Below are 22,731 nucleotides of genomic sequence, written 5' to 3'. Positions count from 1 at the left end.
TCGTCGGCCTATGATGGGGGTACCAACGAAGGGAGCCAAAGTGAGTGAGATTCCTGCGACGCAGCACGCAATCCAGTTCGTCGGCGCTGACGAAATCATCGTGAACCCGGCCAAGCCCGTAGACCCGGTGGGCCCCACCCAGATGTTGCTCAAGGTGGAGGCCTGCGGCATCTGCTTCTCTGACACCAAGCTGCTGCACGCATTCGACAAGCACCCGCGCAAGACGGAGGTGACGCGAGGCCTCGACGCGGAGGCGCTCGCCGGCATCCCGTCGTACCACCCCGGCGCCCAGCCGGTCACGCCCGGCCACGAGCCGGTGGCGCGCGTCGTCGTCGCAGGGGACGAGGTGAAGCACTTCAAGGTGGGCGACCGCGTGCTGGTCCAGGCCGACTGGAAGCACATCCGCACCGCAAACTCCAACGCCGCCTTCGGCTACAACTTCGACGGCGCACTCCAGGAGTACGTCGTCGTTGACGAGCGCTGCGTGGTGGCGCCCGACGGCGAGCAGTTCCTGATCCACGTCGCCGAGGGCCCGTCCGCGGCGGCCATCGGCCTGATCGAGCCCTGGGCCACCGTCGAGGGCTCCTACGCCTGGAAGGAGCGCGCACACGTCGCCGACGGCGGCCGCCTGCTCGTCGTCGGCGAGGGTTCCGTGGACGCGCTCGTCGCCGAGCACGCGCCGACGGAGATCGTGCGCGCGGCCAGCGCCGCGGAGGCCGACGGGGTGTTCGACGACATCGTCTACTTCGGCTCCGACGCCGCCACCATCGAGGCCCTCCTCGACAAGCTCACGCTGCGCGGCGTGCTCTGCCTCGTGCTGGCAGGCGGCCGCATCGAGCGCAAGGTGAGCGTCGACGTCGGCCGCATCCACTACGACTTCATCCGCATCTGCGGCACCACCGGCTCCGACGCGCAAGACGGCTACTCGTGGATTCCCGCCACGGGCGAGGTGCGCGACGGCAACGACATCGCCATCATCGGCGCGGCCGGCCCGATGGGCACGATGCACACCATCCGAAACGCCGTCCTGGAGCGCGAGGGCCTGAAGATCACGGCCACCGACCTCAGCACCGACCGCCTCAACCACCTGCGCACCCTGGTCGACCCCCGCGCGGCGGAGCGCGGCGTCGAGGTGCGCTACGTCAACACCGCCGACGAGCAGCTCACCCCCGGCTTCACGTACATCGCGTGCATGGTGCCGGTGCCGGCGATCGTCGCCGGGCTCGTCGAGCTGGCGGGCGAGGGGGCGATCGTGAACGCGTTCGCGGGCATCCCCGTCGGCAACCCGCACGAGCTGGATCTGAACCACGTCATCGCGAATCGGGTGTTCATGTTCGGCACCTCCGGCTCCGATGTCTCGGACATGCGCACGGTGCTGAAGAAGATCGAAGACGGCATCATCGACACCCACATCTCCCTCGACGCTATCACCGGCATGGCAGGCTTCCCCGACGCCATCCAGGCGGTCATGGACCGCACGTCGGGCGGCAAGATCATGGTGTTCCCGTCGCTGACCGACCTGCCGTACCTGCGGCTTGGCGAGCTGGCCGAGCGGCTGCCGCACGTCGCCGCCGAGCTGGCCGACGGCGTGTGGACCAACCGGGCCGAGGCGGCGCTGCTCGGGGGCACCGCGCAGTAAGGCGGGGTGCGCACCGAAAGCGGAATCCGGCGTGACACAATGCCATCGAAAGTGAATCGAAAGCGTACCGAAAGGTCTGTTGGCCGCAGGAAGGAGGGCACGATGAGCGCAGAGCACCAGGAACGGGCCTCCGCGATCCTCACCGTGCTCTCCGACGAGGGCTCGGCCTCGGTGGCCAACCTCGCCCAGGACCTCGGCGTGAGCGAGGTCACCATCCGCGGCGACCTGCGCAAGCTGGAGCAGCAGGGCATGCTGGTTCGCACCCGCGGCGGCGCGCTGCCGCTCACCCACAAGACGATCATGCAGCGCGAGCGCGTGAACGTCGAGGAAAAGCAGCGCATCGCCGCCGCGGCCGCCGCGATGATCGCCGACGACGACACCGTCATGATCGAGGCGGGCACGACGGCAGCCCTCATTGTGCGCTACCTCACCGAACGCTCCGGCGTCCAGGTGGTCACCAACTCGGCGCTGGTGTTCGCCAACGCCCGGATGAACCCGGGCCTCAACATCATCCTCGCGGGCGGGCTCTTCCGCCGCGAATCGGAGTCGTTCGTCGGCCCGATCGCGGAGCGCACCGTGCGCGAGTTCAACACGCGAATCGCGTTCCTCGGCACCGACGGTTTCTCGCCGGAGCGGGGGCTCACCACCCGCTTCGTCGAAGGGGCGTCGGTGGCGACGAGCATGCGCGAACGCGCCGACGAAACCTGGCTCGTGGCGGACTCATCGAAGTTCGGCTCGGCCGGTTTCGTCAGTTTCCTGTCGCTGAGGGACATCAGCGGCATCATCACCGACTCTGGGTTGAACGCGGAGGCCGCGGAAGCCCTCAAGGAACACACTCAGGTTCGCATCGTCTAGGAAGGACTGCCAATGGCAACCGTCGTCGTCATGCCGGCGCTGGGCAACAGCGTCGAAAGCTGCCTCATCACGACCTGGCTCGTGAAAGAGGGAGACGAGATCAAGGAAAACGACACCCTGTGTGACGTCGAGACCGACAAGGCGGCGATGGAGGTGCCGTCCACCGTCGCCGGCACCGTGCTGAAGCTGCTCTGGGCGGAGGGCGACGACGTGCCGGTCAAGGACCCCTTGCTCGTCGTCGGCGCGCCCGGCGAGGACCCGATGCCCGCGCTCAAGGAAGCGGGCTGGGGCGGCGACGCGGCCGAGGCCCCGGCGGCTGAGGAGGCCGTCGTCGAGGAGAAGGCCCCGGCGGCACCCGTCGCCCGGGCCGCCGCGAACGGGGCGTCCAGCCCCCGCGCCCGCGCTCTCGCCGGCGCCGAGCACGTGGACATCGACACCATCACCGAGGGCTCGGGCCCGCACGGGCGCGTGATCGAGCGCGACGTGGTGGCGGCCGTGCGTTCGGGCGCGGCCACCGCAGCGGCCGCGCGTGCCGGCGGGGTCGGCTCCGACGTGGCGGGCACCGGGTTGGGCGGGCGGATCTCCACCGCCGACCTGGCGGGGGCCGCTCCCGTCGCGGGTGCCGCCGAGGCCGCCGCGCCCGCGGTAGCGCAGGCCGCACAGGCCGCACAGCCCGCGGCAGAGGAGGCCACCAAGACCCCGCTCAAGGGCATCCGCAAGGTGATCGCCGATCGCATGATGGCGTCGCTCGCCGGTTCCGCGCAGCTCACCTACACCACCACCGCGAACGCCGCGGGCCTGCTGAAGATGCGCAAGAAGCTGAAGGAATCCGATCCGGCGCTGGGGCTCAACAAGATCACCATCGGCGACCTCGTCGGCTTCGCCGCGGTGAAGGCGGCCCTCAAACACCCGGTGCACAACTCCTACCTCGAAGACGGCGTGCTCACCACGTTCTCCACGGTGCACATGGGCTTCGCGTGCGACACCCCGCGCGGCCTGCTGGTGCCGGTGGTGCGGGACGCGTCGAAGCTGTCGCTGCGGGAGTTCTCCGAGCGCAGCAAGGAACTCGCCGGCCAGGCCATCGAAGGAAACATCAGCCCCGACGACCTCAACGGCGCCACGTTCACCGTGTCAAACCTGGGCGGCTTCGGCATCGAGAGCTTCACCCCAATCCTAAACGCCCCGCAGACCGCGATCCTGGGCGTGGACGCGATCTTCCCGCGCGCCACGATCAAGGCCGACGGCTCGGTGGGCGTGGAGCAGCGCATCGGCTTCTCCCTGACCGCCGACCACCGCGTGATCGACGGCGCCGACGCGGCCCGCTACCTGCAGGATCTGGTCCGCTTCGTCGAGAACATCAAGTTCACGGTCCTGGGCTGAGAGGAAAACCATGACTGACTTTGACGTGATCGTGCTGGGCGGTGGCCCCGGCGGCTACATCGCCGCCGAGCGGCTGGGCCACGCGGGCAAGAAGACGCTGCTCGTCGAGGCGGAGTCGCTGGGCGGCACCTGCCTGAACGTCGGCTGCATCCCGACGAAGACGCTCCTCGCCGCGGCGAAGAACTACATCCACGCCCGCCACGGCGAGCAGTTCGGCATCTCAGGCGACGTCAGCCTCGACTGGTCGAAGCTGCAGAAGTGGAAGTCGAAGGTGGTCTCCACCCTCGTCGGCGGCGTCGGGCAGGCAGAGAAGAAGGCGGGCGTCACCGTCGTCAAGGGCTACGGCCACTTCGACGGCCCCGGCCGGGTCACCGTCGACGGCAAGCGCTACACCGCCGACCACGTGATTCTCGCCACCGGCTCCGTGCCGGTCATGCCGCCCATCCCCGGCACCGAGAACAACCCGAAGCTCGTCGACTCCACCGGGCTGCTCGCGATCCCCGAGCAGCCGAAGCGGCTCGTCGTGATCGGCGGCGGCGTGATCGGCATCGAGTTCGCGAGCCTGTTCTCGACGCTCGGCTCCCAGGTGACCGTGATCGAGATGCTGCCCGAAATCATCCCCAACATGGATCCCGAGCTGGCCCCGATGCTGCGCAAGGCGCTGGGCGGCGTCGATTTCAAGATGCGCTGCAAGGTGACCAGCCTCGACGGCGGCACCGTACACTACGAAACCCCCGACGGCAAGGCCGAATCCGTGGAGGCGGACTGCGTGCTCATGGCGGTGGGCCGCAAGGCCGCGCTCACCGGCTGGGGCGCGGAGGCCTCCGGCTTGGAGATGACGCGCTCCGGCATCGTCGTCGATGACCGGATGCGCACCAACCTGCCCAACGTGTGGGCCGTCGGCGACGTGACCGGCCGCTCCCTGCTCGCGCACTCCGCCTACCGCATGGGCGAGGTGGCGGTGGCCAACATCCTTGACCCGCAGGCGCACCGCAGGGGCGAGATCATGCGCTGGCACGCGGTGCCGTGGGCCGTGTACTCCATCCCGGAGGCGGCCGGCGTCGGCCTCACCGAGGCGGCGGCCAAGCAGGCCGGGCGCGACGTGGTGACGGCCACGGTGCCGGGCTACATGTCCGGGCGGCTGGTGGCGGAGGAAGGCCTCGGCCTGCCGTCGGCGGCGAAGATCGTCGTAGACAAGCACACGAAGCAGGTGCTCGGCGTGCACGTGCTGGCGCCCTACGCGTCGGAAATGATCTGGGGCGCCACCTCCGTCATCGAAACCGAGCTGGACGTGACCGACCTGCGTCAGGTCGTCATCCCGCACCCCACCGTCAGTGAACTCATCCGAGAGGCAGCTTGGGCAGTGCAGGCCTGAGCAGGAAAGTAAGGAACAATGACCAAGAAGCTCATCGTCGACCCGGCTAACGTTCGCAAGCCTTCGACCATCCAGTCGCCGGAAATCCCGGTGAACCAGTACCAGCCCAACTTCAAGAAGGAACTCGAAAAGTACGGCCGCCAGGGGCTGATCGACATCCTGCACGACATGGTTGCCGTCCGGCAGTTCGAGTCCATGCTGGACTCGATCAAGAAGACCGGCGCGTGGCAGGGCGTCGAATACAATCACCGCGGCCCCGCGCACCTCTCCATCGGGCAGGAGTCTGCGGTGGTGGGTCAGGCGTCGCAGCTCGGCCCTGACGACTTCATCTTCGGCTCGCACCGCAGCCACGGCGAGATCCTCGCGAAGTGCTTCTCCGCCGCCCGCAAGTATGAGGAGGCGGAGCTGCAGGCCGTCATGAAGGGCTTCCTCGACGGCGAGACCCTCTCCTTCGCGGAGAAGGTGGGCTACGACAACCTCACCGAGCTGGCCGAGAACTTCATCTTCTACGGCACCGTCGCGGAGACCTTCGCCCGCAAGGCCGGCTTCAACCGCGGCCTCGGCGGCTCCATGCACGCCTTCTTCACCCCGTTCGGCTCCATGCCCAACAACGCCATCGTCGGCGGCTCCGCCACCGTCGCCACCGGCTCGGCGCTGTTCAAGCTCATCAACCGCAAGCCCGGCATCGTCATCGCCAACATCGGCGACGCCTCGATGGGCTGCGGCCCGGTGTGGGAGGCCATGATGATGGCCGCCATGGACCAGTACCGCACCCTGTGGGACAACGGTGTGAACGGCAATCCGCCGGTGTGGTTCAACTTCTTCAACAACTTCTACGGCATGGGCGGCCAGACCTCCGGCGAGACGATGGGCTACGACATCCTCGCGCGCGTCGGCATGGGCGTGAACCCGGAGGCGATGCACGCCGAGCGCGTCGACGGACTCAACCCGCTGGCCGTCGCCGACGCCGTCGAGCGCAAGCGTAAGCTCCTCGAATCCGGCCGCGGCCCGGTGCTCACCGACACCATCACCTACCGCTTCTCCGGGCATTCGCCCTCCGACGCCTCCAGCTACCGCACCAAGGAGGAGACGGAGCTGTGGGAGCGCCACGACGGCCTCACCAACTACGCCAAGTATCTGGTGGAGAACAAGGTGCTCACCCAGGGCGAGGTCGACGAGATCGAGGCCCGCATCGTCGAGCGGCTCGCGAAGGTGGTGGCCATCGCCACCAAGGATGAGGACGAGTCGCCGCGCGTCCACATGGACTTCATCGAGACCGTGATGTTCTCGAACGGAAACGTAGCTAGCTTCGACCCGGAGCGTGAGGCCGAGCTGCTGGAGCCGCTGGCGGACAACGCCCGCGTGAAGGCACTCGCGAAGAAGGAACGCTTCCACCTCGACGCGAACGGCAAGCCGGTGTCCAAGGTGAAGGCCTACGCCTACCGCGACGGCCTGTTCGAGGCCGTGGCGCACCGCTTCGCCCAGGATCCGACGATGGCCGCCTGGGGCGAGGAGAACCGCGACTGGGGCGGAGCGTTCGCCGTCTACCGTGGCCTCACCGAGCTGCTGCCGTGGCACCGCCTGTTCAACTCGCCCATCTCCGAGGCCGCCATCATCGGCGCGGGCGTGGGCTACGCGCTCTCGGGCGGGCGCGCCGTCGTCGAGCTGATGTACACCGACTTCCTGGGCCGCTCCGGCGACGAGGTGTTCAACCAGGCCTCCAAGTGGCAGGCGATGAGCGCCGGGCTGTTGAAGATGCCGCTGGTGATGCGCATGTCCGTGGGCTCCAAGTACGGCGCGCAGCACTCGCAGGACTGGGCGGCCATCGTCGCGCACATCCCCGGCCTCAAGGTGTACTACCCGGCGAGCCCCTACGACGCCAAGGGCATGATGAACCTGGCGCTGCGCGGCACCGACCCGGTGGTGTTCTTCGAGTCGCAGAAGCTCTACGACATGCCGGAGCGGTTCGTCGCCGACGGCGTGCCCACCGACTACTACGAGATCGAGGAGGGCCAGCCGGTGGTGCGCCGCGAGGGCAGCGACCTCACCATCGCCGCCATCGGCCCGACGGTGTACACCGCCCTCGAAACCGCCGACAAGCTCGCCGAGTACGGGCTGAGCGTCGAGGTGATCGACCTGCGCTTCATCAACCCGCTCGACCTGGCCCTCGTCATCGAGTCGGTGAAGAAGACCGGGCGCCTGGTGCTCACCTCCGACGCCGTGGACCGCGGCTCCTTCCTGCACGACATCGCCTCGCGCATCCAGGCGGTCGCGTTCGATTCCCTCGACGCGCCGGTGGTGGTCGTCGGCTCCCGCAACGCCATCACCCCGGCGGCGGAGCTGGAGAAGGAATACTTCCCGCAGCCGGAGTGGATCATCGACGCCATCCACGAGCGCATCCTGCCGCTGGAGGGGCACGTGCCCACCACCAACCAGACCGACGGCGAACTGCTGCGGCGCAACCGGTTGGGCATCTGATGACCGGGCTCAACGACGCGACGCGCTCGACGGAGGAGCGCGTCGCGGCCCTGGCGGAACTGGTGGCAGGCGGCATCGACCTGCCCCCGTTCACGACGGAGTCGAACAACCACATCCACACCATCTACAGCTTCAGCCCCTACACCCCGACGATGGCCTGCCTCCGCGGGCGGCAGGCGGGGCTCACGGTGGTGGGCAGCGTGGATCACGACTCCATCGGGGCCGCAGCCGAGATGCGGGCCGCGGGTGAGCTGCTCGGGCTGGGCGTGGTGACGGGCTTCGAATGCCGCGCGAAGCTGCACTCCAAGGCCGAGGTCGCGGCCGGCACCGCCCGCTTCGACGGCGTGAAGCTCAACAACCCAGACTCGGAGGGGGTGGCGTACCTGACCGTGCAGGGCATTCCCGCGCGCAGCCGCGCCGCCGTCGAGGAGTTCCTGGCGCCCATCCGGGCGGCGCGCGTGGAGCGCACCCGCAAGATGGCGGCCGCAGCGAACGAGATCCTCGCCTCCGTGGGCGCGCCCACCGTCGATTGCGATCGCGACGTGCTGGGCATCTCCCAGCTGGCGCACGGCGGGACGGTCACGGAGCGGCACCTGTTGTTCGCGATGGCGGGCGCGCTGATCGAGGGCTTCGGCCGGGGCGAGAGCCTCGTTATGGGGCTGGAGCGGATGGGGCTGCGCCTCGCCGACAAGGTGCGCGCCACGCTCGCCGATGCGGATAACCGGTATCTCGCCTACGACCTGCTGGGCGTGCTGAAGGCGGAGTACCTGGACCGGTTCTACATCCAGCCGGAGCGGATGTGCGACGGCGGCGAGCTGCCCGACGCGGCGGACGTCGTCGCGTTCGCGAAGAGCGTGGGCGCGATCCCGTGCTACGCCTACCTGGGCGACGTGACCGCGTCGCCCACTGGCGACAAGAAGGCGGAGAAGTTCGAGGATGAGTACCTCGACGAGCTGGTCGTCTTCCTGGCTGAGCTCGGCTTCCCGGCGATCACCTACATGCCGCCGCGTAACACCGCCGAGCAGCTGAAGCGGCTGGCCGGGCTGTGCGCGCAGCACGGACTGGTGGAGGTGTCGGGCGTGGACATCAACCAGCCCCGGCAGCAGTTCAACTGCCCGGAGCTGGGCGAGGAACGCTTCGCGCACCTCAACACGTCGACGTGGGCGTTGGTGGCGCACGAGGTGCTGGCGCAGGAGCCCCGCCTGGGCCTGTTGAGCGCGGACAATCCGCTGGCGGATCGGCCGCTGCTGGAGCGCGTGACGCGCTACGGCGCGCTCGGGCGACGCATCGTCGCGGGCGAGCCGGTGGGTGAACTCGTTGAGGAATTGGAGACGAAATGAACATGTTGTTGCCGCAGCTGCGCGGCGCGTTGATCGAACGATTCGGGCTGCCCGTGATCGTGGAGCCCAGCGAGGACGAGCCGACGGCGACGTTCACCGTCGAGGATGGGCTGCCGGAAGGCCTGACGCTGCCCGCGATCATCAAGGTGGCGGGCGACGGCGAGGAGCAGGTTGTGCGGGCGGATGTGCTCGCGGGCGCACTGCACGCCATCGATCCGCGGCTGAAGGAGGCCGGCTGGGCGGTTCGGCGCTCGGGCGTCGTGGCCGGGCGGGTGGCGCTGGTCACCGGCGGTGCGCAGGGCTTCGGCGAGGAGATCGTCCGGGCGCTGCACGCGTCGGGGGCGTGGGTGTTCATCGCCGACCTGAACCTGGACGGGGCCGAGAAGTTGGCCGCCGAGCTGGGTCAGCGCGCCACCCCGGTGAAGGTGAACGTGGCCGACGAGGAGTCGGTGGAGCAGATGGCCCGCACCGTCGTCGAGACGACGGGTGGCCTCGACCTGGTGGTCTCCAACGCGGGCATCGCTAGGGCCGGGTCGGTGCTGGAGCAGTCGCTCGCCGAGTTCGAGCTGTCCACGGACGTGAACTATGTGGCGTTCTTCCTGGTCACGAAGCATTTGGGCCGGATTCTGCGCGAGCAGCACCGCTTCGCGCCGGAGTGGTCGACGGACATCATCCAGATCAACTCGAAGTCGGGCCTGGAGGGATCGAACCGCAACGGCGCCTACGCCGGATCCAAGTTCGGCGGCATCGGGCTGGTGCAGAGCTTCGCGCTGGAGCTGGTGGACTACCGGATCAAGGTCAACGCGATCTGCCCGGGCAACTTCCTCGACGGGCCGCTGTGGTCGGACCCGGTGAAGGGCCTGTTCGTGCAGTACTGGCGCTCCGGGAAGGTGCCGGGCGCGCAGAGCGTCGAGGATGTGCGCCGACACTACGAGTCGAAGGTGCCGATGCGCCGCGGCACGTTCGGCGCCGACGTGATGAAGGCGGTGTACTACCTGGTGGAGCAGGAGTACGAGACCGGTCAGGCCGTGCCCGTGACGGGCGGTCAGGTGATGCTCAGCAGCTGAGCGTGCTTGCACTTGCTGGGGGCGGCCCGATTGTGGGTCGCCCCCAGTTTTGTTTCCCGCTCAGCCGCGCCACGTCGGGTGGTCGGGGCGTTGGTGACGCGTCCGTGGACGCGCGACATCTCGTTCCGATTCTGCTTGGGCGGTTGAGGCCGGTCACGGGCGTTTGACGCGAGTTTTACGTGATCTCCACGGGGAGCACGCTAGGCCATGGTAGAACGAAGTGCAGTCAGCTAACCTTATCTATGGACGTTTCGTCTCACGCTTTCTGGAGGTGGCACCATGGCCCCCATCACGCCTTCGACCGCAACCCGGTCGGGGTTGTCGCGCGCCGGTCTTTACCGGGCCGCCAACGCTGGCGACCTCACCCGAATAGCGCGCGGAATCTACCTGCCCACGGATGCACCGGCCTCTGACTGGAACCTGATCGAGGCCGCCACGCGTCGACCCGACGCGACGATCTGCCTCACTTCGGCGCTCGCCCACCATGACTTGATTGACGTGATCCCCGACACGCTTGACGTCGCGATCCCCCGGGGCTCGCGTTCCCCCGCCACTGAGCAAGCGATCACCTGGCACCAGTTCGATGCGGCCACGTTCGGCGTCGGACGCGACGAGATCTCGATCGAGGGCAGCGACCTGTCGATCGGGATCTACTCTCCCGAACGCTGCATCGCCGACGCCTTCCGCCTGCGCGGCCACCTTGGCTACGAGATCGCACGCGATGCGCTCAAGGAGTGGCTGCGTCGTGGCGGGAAGCCCAACCACCTGATGCAGATGGCTCTACAACTCCCCCGCGCGAAAGCGCCGGTCCTCCGAGCCCTGGAGGCATTGTCATGACGCGGGGGGAGGAGGTGTTCAAGTCCTTGCAAGTTAAGGCGCGGTCGACGGCAAGCCGGACTGGCGGCCCGGCCCCCACCCAGGAGTATCTGGTTCGGCATCTGCTCGAATCGTTTCTGGGCCGTCTCAGCGGTACCGAGCACGGCCAAGACTTTGTGCTCAAGGGTGGCATTCTGCTCGCGGCCTACGGTGTTCGGCGGCCAACCAAGGACGTTGACGCGAATGCGATCAGCACCGATGTCACACCAGAGCATCTCCGAAAGATTGTGGCGCAACTCGCTGCAGTGCCAACCGATGATGGGGTTACGTTCGACGTCGGGAGCGTCGGCGTCCAGGAGATTCGAGAGTCCGTTGATTATCCCGGCTTCCGGGTGCGCGTGAAGGCAGCGATCGGTCCTTGGAGGGGCACCGCTGCTTGGGATGTCTCCACCGGCGACCCGATCGTTCCGGCCCCGCGACGGGTCACTATCGAACGGGTACTGGGTGAGCCCTTGCAATTCTTGGGGTACGCGGCAGAGACCACGATCGCCGAGAAGGCCGTCGCCATCCTGGAACGCGGCATCACCAGCACCCGGTGGCGCGACTACGTCGACATCGTGCAGCTCTGCCGCCAAGGCTTTGACCCAAGCGAGCTGCGACGATCTGCCGAAGCCGTCGCCCGGTACCGCGGTGTGACTCTGGAACCAGTCGGGCCCCACCTGGAAGGCTATGGCTCCATTGGCCAGGCGAAGTGGGCTGCGTGGCGCCGCAAGGAACATCTCGAAGACCTCTGCGAAGTCCAACTCGACGACCAGGTCGCGCTGGTTGCGGAGTTCGTCGACCCAATCTTCCGCTCCGAGCCCCAGCATGATCTTGCCCGCCCGCGGGGTCTCTTCCGTAAGACAGGCGAGTAGCGCGCACTCAACGCCTACTTCACGAAGGCGTGAGGAAAACTCCGAACCCAAAATCCACCTCCGAGTCGAACGCCCGTCCATAGGCACTCTGGTTACCTTGTGATACCGAGAGCTTGAGTAAACGCAGCGAACGATACTGCCCGGAGGGTTCCGAGACGCTAGCTTGTGAGTGATTCGGCCAGACGGGTTCAGACAGCCGATCTTCGCTGTTGTCGAAGAAGAATAAGTGCGACACGGGGGCACACCTTATCTATAGTGTGTCGACGCTCGGGATGACACACAACTTGTGAGGCGACCGCTGCCTCCGTCTTCGACGCAAGTGTCTGGATGCCGCTGACTCGACGCAGAAATCGTACCCACGCCTAGTTTCTGCTGATGCGCGATAACGCGATAAGCGGTATCTCAGCCTCTTTCAATGTCAGACTAGGCAACCACGATTTCTTACATATGAAGGGCAGGAGGGAAAACATCAGCCAGTTTGGCGATAAAGGCCTTCGACTCGACCGAGGCCAGTGACCGTACATTCTCGCGGAACGCAACCCGGGAACGGCCCGATCTGCGGTCTCGGTGCTCTGTTGAGAGATCGCTTCCTGGGGACCTGAGCCCCCGGCTGGTGCGTAGGCAGGCCACCGGCTCACGCTTGAGCGCATCGCGTCCCCCGACGGCAGCGCCGTCGGACCGGGCGACCTTTCTGGAAAGCCTGCCTCGGGCTTAGCCACGCAGTCGGGAATTGGCGACCATCTTCGAGTTCTCCCCATCGCTCACACCCTCCAGATCAAGGTGGTGCAACGGCTGCTTGAACCCACGCTATTACCGCCCAAGAGAAAGAATTCGCACCGGAACGGCACGAAACCTCAGATGCGTCACCTCCGGCAGGCGTGCGGATCGGGCGGGCAGATCGTTGGATTGATCGAGCGGCCAGAGCACGGGCGAACAGATGGGCGCGTGGTGGGTGCTGAAGTTCGCCCTCGGGTTGTGTCTCCGGGCCGTCGGGTCGCGGGTGTTCTGTCCGTCAGTAGAGGGTGACCGAGTTGATGGGAGACGACGATGTCCTGTGCTTGTCAGGAAAAGGTGATCGAGACGGAGGTCCGCTGCTGCTCGTGCAATGAGACGATCAAGCGGGGCACTCCTGTTGATCAGCACGGCTGTCACTGGGGCAGCTGCTCCTGACGGCGGCTGCCCCGCTTGGGCTGGCGGTCGTCGGTTCGGCCGGCGGAGCTGACGGCGGGCAGGGGCGGGCGGAGAGTCGTCCCTCATCAATCGTTTTCAAGACAAGGAGTTGGATCATGGTGTTCGCAGCCCCGCCTGCGGCTTTTGGGGCCGGAGCTGGGGTTTGGCGAGCAGTGGTCAATCCGATTGTTCATTCTCGGTTGGGCGGTCCCGGGCGCCGGCTGGTTTCGCTAGCGTCAGTTGTGCCGCGACGGCGCGGCGGGAGGCGGGTTCGTTGAACACCAAGGCGGAGAAGGCGTATTACGACCCCGAGGGGCCGGTTTTCATTTCCTATCGGCGCAGCGACGGTCACCGCTACGCGATGCTGCTGGACACGTATCTGCGTTCGGCGGGGCTCGCGCCGTGGCGGGACATCGTCGATCTGCCGCCGGGGGAGACGGCGGTGCGGGTGCGCGACGCGTTCGCCGCGGGCATCTCGGCGGCGATCCTCATCGTCACGCCGGAACTGGGCAACAGCGAATTTGTGCCCCGCCACGAGCTGCCCGCGCTTCGGGAACTGGAGCGCCAGGACAACGGTTTCAAACTGCTTATCCTGAACACCATTGCTGGCGAGGACGGCTTGGGCATCGACGTGCACGCGCCCGGCAGGTTGTTGGCGCCCAACGGCGAGGACCACGGCGAGCCCAAGCTGAGCGACCTCAAACAGTACGCGCTGATCCCGGGCAACCACGAGTTGCGTCAACTGATTGCGGACCTGCTGCGCGAGCGCGTGAAGAACAGTGAGGCGGTTCGGCAGCAGAAGAAGATGGTGATTCAGACGCAGACTCGTCCCGCGCCGGACGCGAGCAGCCGGTGGTCGGGCCCCACAGCCCAGGAGGGGGCCTACGACCTCATGGTGCGGCTGCGGCAGAGCAAGGCCACCGGGGTGCCGGAGGAGGTGGGCTACCGCTCGCTGCAGCAAACCTTGCCGCTGCTGGTGGACGCGCTGTACGCGCAGGGGGTGCAGCAGGTTGAGCTGGTCGGCGGTGGGCATTTCAGCCTGCTGTGGGCGTTGGGGGCCGCGTTGCCCATCACCCGGTTTAAAAAGTTGACGGTTCGGGATTTGAACGGCGAGGTTTGGGGCGAGCAGGCCGGGGCGTCGGCGGCGGACGGTTGGCACGTCGAGCAGGCCTCCGCCTGCGTCGCTGAGGCGCCGGCGGAGGTGCGGAAGCCCGTGGTGGTGTGGCTGCGCCACGGCGATGAGGGCAGCGGAGCCCCGGTCGAGCGGTTGCGTGCTGAGTTGGGGGCGGAGCTGGTGAAGCTGTCGACGAAGCGCGGAGAGGAGCAGGGCACCATCCCGGCGTCGGCGGGCGCGGCCTTGGCTAAGGAGTTCGGCGAGAAGCTGCGTACGCTCGGCGCGTTTGGTGAGCGGGAGCTGCACATCGTCTACAGTGGCCCGGTGGCGTTGACGGCGCTGGTGGGCAGCCGCACCAACACCCTGAACTGCGTGCTCTACGAGCTGGGCCGGGAGGTGGGGGCCTCGGGGAAGCGGTACCACCCGGTGATCCGCTGCCAGCCGGGCGAGCCGGGCGGCCCCATCACGGAGGTGTTCTGCCAGCCGGAGAACGCCGACGATCGCGCGGCCCCGCCCGCGAAACTCACCAACCTCACCCTGCACGCCCTGCGGATCTACCGCGACGACCAGGTGGTGCTGGAGTGGCCTCGGCCGGGGGAGGGTGCGGCGCTGCGCGTCGCGGAGGAGCGGCGCAGCGACGAGCCGCTCACCTTCGGCGGCGTGGCCGTCCCGGTGACGGAGATCGTCGAGGGCGGCGTCTGCGGGGAGCCGCCCTACGTCGCCGGCGAGGGGTACATCGTGCCGCGGATCACGGCGGCCCACTCGTCGCGGCGGGACTTCTACTTCCCGTATGGGGAGGTGCGCGACGACGCCGGGCAGATCCTGGGGGCGCGCGGCCTGGCGCGTTTCGCAGCCGACCCCGACAACCTGCTGCGTTTTTTCGCTACGACCTGCGGCAAAGAAGCAAGGAAGGACGGTTCAGAGCAATGAGGATACGCAACCTGGCCAGCCTGGAGGGAGGCAGACATGCTTAGCCTGGATCACGGCGATTTCGTCAACCCCTACAACTTCGTGCCGCTGCCCGCTGAGGTTAACCGGCTCAAACCCTGGGGGCATGTTGGGGAGCCGACGACCGAGGACGGCGAGCCGCTCTACTGCGGCAAGCTGGAGGTGGAGTGGGAGCTGCAAACCCCGTTGAAGCTGCCGTCGGGGGACACGAAGGCCGAGTGGTGGGACGAGGGCTCGCGCACGGTACGCGTGCCGGGCTCCAGCATCAAGGGCGCGGTGCGTAGCCTGCACGAGACGATGTTCAACGGCTGCCTGCGCATCTTCGACGGGGACCACGTCCCCGGCTACCGGTTGCCCGCCCAGTCGTGGACCGAGGCGGAGGACGAGTTTTGGCGGCTGTCGCTCGTGCTCGAAGCGAGGGACGGCTTGCCCACGCGGATGCTGCTGGGCGAGGACTCCACGTTCGTCGAGGCGCGGGCGCTACTGCGGCTGCCGGGCTACAGCCAGCGCGAGCTGCCCACCACGGGTGACGTGGTGGAGCTGAACCTGAACGACGCCGAGGAGAAGAGTTTCGGCAACGACAGCAAAGGAAACCCGATCCGTCGTTTCGAACTGGCCCAGGCCTTCGGGAGACGCGTTTTCAGCCGGCGCCAGGTGGAGGAGAAGCTGCGCGGCGAGTCGCCGTCGGCCGAAGACTTCATCGACCGCTGCATCTTCCTGATCACCGACGTCGGGGCCCGGTTCAAGAAGGGCACCTTCTGGGCGGCGGCCCGGCTGAGCGACGAGGAGTGGCGCTTCGACCCGGACAGCGACGGTGACAGGCGCGCGCTCGACAACTTCCGGCACGCCTGCGCGGGCAGCGACGACCGGCGCAAGCTCAGCAACCCGTCCTCGCCGTCGGCGGTGCGCGCGGGCGTCGACAACTCCCAGTGGCAGGGCAAGGCGAAGCCGAAGGTGATGGAGCGCCGGGGCATGAAGCTGGGGTATCGGGTGCAGCAAAGCGGCTTCCTGTTCCCGGGCGACGTGGTGTGGGCGAAGGTGCGGGAGGGCCGGCTTGAGGAGCTGCGCCTGGCGCAGATTTGGCGGCGGGCGAGCAAGGGGCCGGCGCGCGAGCGGGTGCCGCAGGCGGTGTGGCCGTGCGAGTGCGACGACGGCGCGGGCCTGTGCCTCAGCTGCGCCACGTTCGGCAGCATCGACGCCTCGGGCGAGGACGCCGGTCGCGGCGAGAACCGGGGCTACCGGGGCCACGTCGCGTTCTCCGCCGCGGTGGCGGTGGGCCCGCCGACGCGGCAGGTGGAGGAGTTCGCCCCGCTCGGCAACCCGAAGCCGGGCGCGGGGGGCTTCTACCTGCGGGGCAGGCCGATGGGCGGGCTGACCCGGGACCCTGGGGATGTGGCCGCGCACTGGGACAGCGCGGCGCACTGGGGGCTGGGTAAGCCTGCCGCGCAGCTCAGGGGACGCAAGTTTTATTGGCACGCCGACCCCGTTAAGCAGGCGAAGGAGTGGAAGAAGCTGGGCGCGAAGGCGGCCAAGCCGCGCTACGAGAAGGCGCCCGGCCAGCCGCTCGCGACGGAGGAAACGCTGCTCGTCTGGCCGGAAGGCAACGGCCAGCGCACGCGGCTTCTGGGCACCATCACCTTCGACCGGCTCCCACGCTACGCCGTGCAGGCGCTGATGGCGGCGGTGGATCCCAACCTGCTGAAGTGGGTGCAGGGCAGGATTTACGAGCAGGGTTCCGCGCTGGTGGGGGCCCGGCTCGCCACCCACCTGGGCGGCGGCAAGCCGCTCGGGCTGGGCACCGTCGTGCCCCGGATCACGTCCGCCACCGTCACTGAGGTGGCCGACCGCTACGGCTCGGCCCCGCGGCCGGCGACGGAGCCCGGCGAGCTCACCCAGAAGGACATCGTCGCGCTGCGGGAACGGATCGGCAGCATCGGGCATTGGCGGTCGTTGTTCAAGCTGCTCGCCATTGGCGCGCTGGGCGACGACGAGCCGCTGGTCAGCTACCCACCGGGCGCGGACTGGCGGCAGTTCGGCACGAAGGAGTTCGCGGAGAGCTTCTCTTTCTTCAAGGAAAACGACGGCGAGAGGCTCACCAAGACGGAACGCAGGTGGACCCCGCTGCCCGAAGCGGACAAGCCCCAGCGAATCCGGTGGAAGAAGCAGCGGAAGGGGCAGGAGCAGCAGAAGCGGCAGGAGCAGTCGAGGAAGGGGAGGAACCGATGACGTACTACGCGGGGATCGGCGCCGTGCACATTCAGTCGTGGCTGGCGCGGACGGCGAACAAGCTTTTCCTGGTGCGCGGCGGCTCGGCGCTGCTTAGCGAGCAGACCAGCGCCGAACGGATAACGGAGGTGCTCAGCGCCCACCCGGCCGTGCGGCTGGCGGGGGCGGCCGGGGACATCGACGGTGTGGTCGCCCTGGAGTGCGCCCAGCGTGCCCCGCTGGAGGCCGCCTGCCGGGCGGTGCTGGCGCACCTGGAGCGCGCCGTCGTCGGCCTGGAATGGGAGGCGTGGCTCGCGGAGGGCGACGACTATTCGCACGCCTACATCCGAAACGGGGGCGGGCGGTGGCTGGCGTCGCGGCCCGCGCTGCCGGAGCTGGGCCTGGTGCAGACGTGCGCCTTCTGCGGCCTGGAGCCTGCGGTGGAGAGCATCACCCACGGCGACGAGCCCCCGGCCCGGGCGGGCCTGTCGTGCGCGCAGCGGCATAGGGCCTACCAGGAGCAGCAGCGGAGGAACGTGCAGCAGCGGGACGGGCGGCGGCGCAGGGACTGGGCCGAGATCCCGGGCGAGTGGCCGAAGGAGTTCGACCAGCTGGCCCGCACCACCACGGAGGGCGTGTACGCCGTCGGGCGCAGGGACTCGCGCGGCCACCTGGCCACCGTCGCGGCCGACGGCAACGGCATCGGCGAGCTGTTCCGCGTCATCTCCGAAAGCGGCGACGCCCGGCTGCGCGAGGTCGCGGTGCGGCTGCTGGATGAGCAGACCAAGGAAGCCGTCGTCGCGGCGGCCCGGGCGTGCGAGCCCCCGGGCGGGCAGCCGGAGACGAAGATCGTCGCCCCGCACTACGTGGGCGGCGACGACGTGCTGCTGTCGGTGCCCGCGCCGCTGGCCTGGCGGTTTGCGGCGGAGCTGGGCAAACATTTCGAGGGGCTGCGGGAGAGGCTGAGCGACGACAGCTCGGGCGCGGACGAGAAGGTGCGGGCCGCCGTGAGCCGGCTGGGGCTGGGCATTGGGATCGCGTTTGCGCGCGAGTCGCACCCGATCGGCCGCACCACCCAGGCCGCGCACCGGGCGCTGGCGGCGGCGAAACGCTGCACGCGCGGCGGGGAGTCGGCCATCGGCTGGGTGGATCTCACCGCGGCCGAGGACGAGTGCTACACCATCACCGTGGCCGACGCCCAGGCTGAGCTGGACGGCGAACCCTGCGCCGTGTTCCGGCTGGGCGCGTCCGCGCGGGGCACGCTGGGCACCATTCTGCGCAGCGGACTGACGGAGGCCGACGAGAAGGTGCGGCAGTGGACGAAACGCACCGGCAACACGCTCGGCGAGCAGCCGCCGAAGCCGCGGGAGCTGGCGGCGCTGCTGTCGCGGGCTAGGTGGTGGCCGGATGTGCCGGTGGACGGGGACGACGATCGACGTCGGGGCGAGGAGTGAATGATGGAGTTGAGATTTGAGATCGAGTTCCACGGCCCCTTCCGGGTGGGCGGGGGCGCACCGACGTCGGGCATGGACGCGCCGGTGAACCTGGACAACCCGCTGCCCGCCACGGGCTTGAAGGGCCTGATGCGCGCCCAGGCGGCCGAGGTGCTGGGGCTGCCGCCGGCGGTGGTCGAGGAAGTGTTTGGCTCGCGGGCGGTGCGCTGCCCGTGGGCGTGGTCCGACGGTGTGCTCACCGACGCCGGCGACGGCCAGTCCCGCTGGGAGCTGGGGCCTTCGGTGAAGGTGAGCGTCGACGAGCGGGGTCGCGCCCGGCGGGGCTTCCTGCGGTTCGCGGAGGTGCTGTGGTCGCGTAGGGCGGGGTTCATCGTCGAGCGGATGGGCCGGATCGCCGAGGACCGGCTGCGGGTGCATCGCGCGGTGCTGTACGCGTCGGCGGCGAGCATCACGGCGCTGGGCGAGTCGCGGCTGCGCGGCTTCGGCTGGGTGCGGGTTTCGGGTGAGCGGCCCGAGGGGTTTGCGGAAGCGATGGAGGAGGCGCGGAAGTGATGTGGCTGCGATACGAGTTGAGGCCGCGCAGCATGGTGTCGGCGGGTCGGGGCGGCGAGGTGTCGTTCGACAAGGCCGTGCACGACGTGCTGCCGGGCAGTGTGCCGCGCGGGGCGTTGGCCAGCGCGTGGTGGGTGGAGGGCCAGGGCGATCAGGCGGCCTTCGATCGGCTGTTCGTGCGGCGGCTGCGCGTGCATGCCGCGCTGCCGTTCCGCGGGGGCGAATGCGCGCAGCTGAGGCCCATGACCTGGAGCGCCGAGAAGTACCCGCCCGTGGGCGAGGAGGCGCGTTTTGAGCCGGAGCCGGCGGGAGTTGGCCGGGTGGGTGGGCGCGGCTGGCACGTGCCCGAGGGCTGGCTGGCCGCCACCACCCGCACCGCGCTGGAGCGGGGCGTCGCGAAGGAGGGGCAGCTGTTCACGCGTCGCGCCGCCCGCAAGGACGTGGTGTTCCGGGGCCTGCTTCAGGTGTCCGACGATGTGAGCACGCAGGAGCTGGACTGGCTGCTGCGGCGGCGCAGGGTGTCGGTGGGCGGTCAGCTGTCGGTGCTGGGTCGGTGCGAGTGGTGGGCTGAGCGGGTGGAGGACCCGTTCCCGCTGCCCAGCAGCGGCGAGCGCATCGAGTTGGTGGCGTTGCAGCCCATCATCCTGCTCGACGAGGTGGGCGCCAACAGCCTCGACCTGGAGTCGGCGATCAAGGCGGTGGCCGGGCGCGTCGGCGGTGAGGTGCACGTGGAGCGGGTGGCGACGCGCCCCGTCGTGGTGGGCGGCTGGCACGGGCGCGCGGGCATACCGAAGCCGAAGGAGTGGGCGCTGGACGCGGGCAGCGCGGCGGTGTTCACCGCGGACGAGCAGACGCTGGCGGCGCTGGCCGACGGGTTGGGTGTGCGCCGGGCGGAGGGTTTCGGCGCGGTGCTGCTGCACGTCGCCGACGAGCCCATCACCTGGCCGGCCCCGCTGGCCCCGGAGCGCGCCGCCGACGCGCCTCCGGCCCCCGCGGCCGCGTCGCGCCCGGTGGTTGAGCAGCGGACGGTGCGGGACGAGGTGACGGACATCCTGGGGCGGGTGCCGGCGGAGAAGAGGGAGGCGGTGCGCAGCAATCTGCGGGACCTGGCGCGCCACCTGCAGGGCGCGCTGCGCGGGCCCGCCGCGGCGCGGAAGAGCAGCAGGCTCCGGCAGGAGCGGGAGAAGCCGTGGGCCAAACAACTGCCGGAGGACGTGTGGCAAGACATCCTCGGGCTGTTCAAGCGTAAGGATTTCAAGGACGTGATCGTGGCGTTGGAGGGCAGCAAATGACCGAGAATAAGTACACGTTGATCGCGGTCGAGCTGGAGTTCTTGTCCCGCTGGGCGATGGGGGGCATGTCCACAGACGTTTTCGACATCGATTTGCCCGTGGTGCGCAACCCGCTGACGGGCGAGCCCTGGCTGCCGGGCGCGTCGGTGGCGGGATCGCTGCGCGCCCATTTGGGCGGGCGGGCCGAGACGTGGCTGGGCCGCAGCCCGGAGGGTTTCGAGGAAACCGGTCGGGGTAACGAGCTGGAGCGCAGCCGCCTGGCGGTGCTGGGCTGCGTGCTGGGCGAGTGCCCGGGGGAGCCGATCTCGAACGCGGGCGCCACCGCCGTGGACAGCCGACGGGGCGCCGCGAAGGGCGGCTCGCTGCGCACCTACGAGTGGGCCGCGCCGAGGCGGGTGATCGTCGCGTTCGAGCAGGAGGGCGAGCAGGATGAGGCGCTGCTCGACGCCCTGGCCTGCTGGCATCCGAGCCTGGGGCGAGGCCGGGGTACCGGGCTGGGGCAGACGCGGGTGCTGCGGGTGGCCGCGCTGAGCGTGGATTTGGGCGACGTGGCCGGGCTCGATTTCTGGTTGGGCGACCGGCGCGCCTGGTACGCGAACCCGACGGCGGTCGCGGGCTGCGCGTGGAGCGAGCGGCGGGGCGTCGAGGCTGGCGGCGGCTGGCGGCGGGTACCGCTAGTGGTGCGCGAACCGCTGCGGGTGGGCACGGGTAAGCGCGTCGAATCGGGGAAGCCGCTGCCCGCGCTGCGCCGCCGCGCGGACGAGTTTCTGGTCCCGGGAAGCTCCTGGAAGGGTGTTTTCCGGCATCGCGTGGAATACATCCTGGGTGCGCTCGGCTGCACCGGGGAGCGGGCGCAGGGCATCATCGATGTGCTCTTTGGTAGTCAGCAGCTCGGCCGCGGAATGCTGTGGTTTGGGGAGTCTGCGCTTCGGGTGCGGGCGCCGAAGAAACGCACCCACATCGCGATCGACCGGTTTACTGGCGGCGTGCGCCACGGGGCCACGTATTCGACGGAGTCGGCGCCGCCAGGCACCGAGCTGGATTTCTGCTGGCGCTGGGAGGATGGCGAGGCCCCGGCGGCGGTGGCGAACCTCGTCGGGCACGTGCTGCGCGACCTGCACGACGGCCTCGCCTCCGTCGGCGGCATGGGCTCGCGCGGCTACGGCTGGGTGGAGGTGCGCGAGCCGGGTCTGTTTGACGGGCTGCGCGCCGTGGACGTGGCCGAGCTGGCGGCGGCGCTGGACAACTATCACCCGACGATGGAAGGGGACGACAATGAGTGAGGTGAAGGCGCTGACGGAGCTCACCTGGGACGGTATTCGCGCGCTGGAGATGACGCAGTGGCTGTGGCTCAGCATGGCGGAGGGCGGCCTGCGGCGGGGCGACGAGCTGCCCGCCGAGGAGCCCACCCAGCTGTCGCACATCTGGGCGTGGAGCGACACTGCACTGCTGCGGATCCGTGCCGACGACGCCCTCCCCGGGCGCTACGTGGGCGCGATGGTGGCGCGGCCCGCGGAGAACGACCTGGCGGAGGTGCAGCTTTGGGCCACAGACAGCGGAAAGATTTCCGCAGAGGCCGGGCGATCCTTCCGCGCAGGCGGGCCGGAGCCCCGGCTGTGGGAGTACCGCGTGTGGGTGGGTGAAACCGAGCGGATGCCGCTCACCTTCTACTGCGGAGAGCCCGGAAAAGCAGAGACGGGCGCCACCCCCGGCCGGTAGAGTGGTGCGCGGTGGGGCCCAGCATCCTCGACGGCTGCTCGCCCCACCAACTATCCGGTACTTGGGGAAACCTGAGTCGGGGTTCGGCCAGAATGCCATCGAGTGTGTATGCAGTCTGACAAGGGGATACGCACGTTTCAGGAGGTGCACCACCATGCCGACGAGGCAACACGCAGGCCGTGTGTGCAACCGGCCTGCAAAGAACCTTGTCAGGCGACCAATTTTTAGGGTACTGTCAACGATGACCCCGCACGACAAAGTGCATTGAAACAGAAGCTCCGCCAGTTGGGGCGCGGAGACGCCCAGAAGTCAACGATGACCCCGCACGACAAAGTGCATTGAAACTGAATGGGACCTCATCCTTACCAAGGATGCGCTCTAGTCAACGATGACCCCGCACGACAAAGTGCATT

16 protein-coding genes and 1 CRISPR repeat array (1 of these 17 running past the window's edge) are annotated in these 22,731 nt (G+C 68.8%); all 16 genes read left to right on the top strand.

Translation table 11 applies throughout. The annotated features are described in order from the left end of the window. Positions 1-40: 40 nt before the first annotated feature. The 16 genes from EII42_RS03210 to EII42_RS03135 all read left to right on the top strand — a co-directional run bounded on the left by EII42_RS03210 (position 41) and on the right by EII42_RS03135 (position 22,318). Positions 41-1,639, top strand: a complete 1,599-nt coding sequence (locus tag EII42_RS03210) for an alcohol dehydrogenase catalytic domain-containing protein (RefSeq protein WP_125170680.1) — start codon at positions 41-43, stop codon at positions 1,637-1,639. A gap of 102 nt (positions 1,640-1,741) precedes the next feature. Next, positions 1,742-2,494, top strand: coding sequence for a DeoR/GlpR family DNA-binding transcription regulator (locus EII42_RS03205; protein WP_125170679.1), 753 nt, complete (start codon positions 1,742-1,744; stop codon positions 2,492-2,494). Between the two features lie 12 nt (positions 2,495-2,506). Next, entirely contained in the window at positions 2,507-3,874 is a 1,368-nt protein-coding gene (locus EII42_RS03200) for a dihydrolipoamide acetyltransferase family protein (protein ID WP_125170678.1), read from the top strand. A 10-nt stretch (positions 3,875-3,884) separates the two neighbouring features. Beyond that, entirely contained in the window at positions 3,885-5,249 is a 1,365-nt protein-coding gene (gene lpdA, locus EII42_RS03195; protein ID WP_125170677.1) for a dihydrolipoyl dehydrogenase, read from the top strand. Positions 5,250-5,267: 18 nt separating this feature from the next. Beyond that, positions 5,268-7,727 (top strand): thiamine pyrophosphate-dependent enzyme, encoded by a 2,460-nt coding sequence (locus tag EII42_RS03190; protein ID WP_125170676.1) that lies wholly within the window; start codon positions 5,268-5,270, stop codon positions 7,725-7,727. Continuing rightward, positions 7,727-9,067, top strand: coding sequence for a PHP domain-containing protein (locus EII42_RS03185; protein ID WP_125170675.1), 1,341 nt, complete (start codon positions 7,727-7,729; stop codon positions 9,065-9,067). The genes EII42_RS03190 and EII42_RS03185 overlap by 1 nt, the downstream gene beginning before the upstream one ends. Further along, positions 9,064-10,134, top strand: coding sequence for an SDR family NAD(P)-dependent oxidoreductase (locus EII42_RS03180; protein ID WP_233558259.1), 1,071 nt, complete (start codon positions 9,064-9,066; stop codon positions 10,132-10,134). Before EII42_RS03185 ends, EII42_RS03180 begins: the two co-directional genes overlap by 4 nt. Before the next feature lie 279 nt (positions 10,135-10,413). Then, positions 10,414-10,971: a type IV toxin-antitoxin system AbiEi family antitoxin domain-containing protein gene (locus EII42_RS03175; RefSeq protein ID WP_125170674.1), complete on the top strand. Its 558-nt coding sequence runs from the start codon at positions 10,414-10,416 to the stop codon at positions 10,969-10,971. After that, positions 10,968-11,864 carry a nucleotidyl transferase AbiEii/AbiGii toxin family protein gene (locus EII42_RS03170; RefSeq protein WP_125170673.1) on the top strand — a complete coding sequence of 299 codons (897 nt, stop codon included), beginning with the start codon at positions 10,968-10,970 and terminating at the stop codon, positions 11,862-11,864. Before EII42_RS03175 ends, EII42_RS03170 begins: the two co-directional genes overlap by 4 nt. A 1,444-nt stretch (positions 11,865-13,308) precedes the next feature. After that, entirely contained in the window at positions 13,309-15,078 is a 1,770-nt protein-coding gene (locus EII42_RS03165) for an SAVED domain-containing protein (RefSeq protein ID WP_125170672.1), read from the top strand. A 36-nt stretch (positions 15,079-15,114) separates the two neighbouring features. After that, positions 15,115-17,322 carry an RAMP superfamily CRISPR-associated protein gene (locus tag EII42_RS03160; protein ID WP_125170671.1) on the top strand — a complete coding sequence of 736 codons (2,208 nt, stop codon included), beginning with the start codon at positions 15,115-15,117 and terminating at the stop codon, positions 17,320-17,322. Then, entirely contained in the window at positions 17,319-18,755 is a 1,437-nt protein-coding gene (locus tag EII42_RS03155; RefSeq protein WP_125170670.1) for a hypothetical protein, read from the top strand. The genes EII42_RS03160 and EII42_RS03155 overlap by 4 nt, the downstream gene beginning before the upstream one ends. Then, entirely contained in the window at positions 18,756-19,307 is a 552-nt protein-coding gene (locus EII42_RS03150; RefSeq protein ID WP_125170669.1) for an RAMP superfamily CRISPR-associated protein, read from the top strand. Then, positions 19,307-20,599 carry a type III-B CRISPR module-associated Cmr3 family protein gene (locus tag EII42_RS13745; RefSeq protein ID WP_305000351.1) on the top strand — a complete coding sequence of 431 codons (1,293 nt, stop codon included), beginning with the start codon at positions 19,307-19,309 and terminating at the stop codon, positions 20,597-20,599. The genes EII42_RS03150 and EII42_RS13745 overlap by 1 nt, the downstream gene beginning before the upstream one ends. After that, on the top strand, positions 20,596-21,882 hold the full coding sequence (locus tag EII42_RS03140) for an RAMP superfamily CRISPR-associated protein (RefSeq protein WP_125170667.1): 1,287 nt from the start codon (positions 20,596-20,598) through the stop codon (positions 21,880-21,882). Before EII42_RS13745 ends, EII42_RS03140 begins: the two co-directional genes overlap by 4 nt. Beyond that, a complete protein-coding gene (locus EII42_RS03135) occupies positions 21,875-22,318 on the top strand; it encodes a hypothetical protein (protein ID WP_125170666.1) in 444 nt (147 codons plus the stop codon). The genes EII42_RS03140 and EII42_RS03135 overlap by 8 nt, the downstream gene beginning before the upstream one ends. A gap of 234 nt (positions 22,319-22,552) precedes the next feature. Then, a CRISPR array of direct repeats spans positions 22,553-22,731; the repeat unit is 37 nt; unit sequence GTCAACGATGACCCCGCACGACAAAGTGCATTGAAAC; it runs 1,942 nt beyond the window's last position.

Origin of the sequence: Tessaracoccus sp. OH4464_COT-324 (assembly GCF_003932855.1) — a bacterium.
Taxonomy (GTDB): Bacteria; Actinomycetota; Actinomycetes; order Propionibacteriales; family Propionibacteriaceae; genus Arachnia.
The sequence above is the reverse complement of the archived record's forward strand: the minus strand, read 5'-3'. Positions and strand labels throughout refer to the sequence as shown.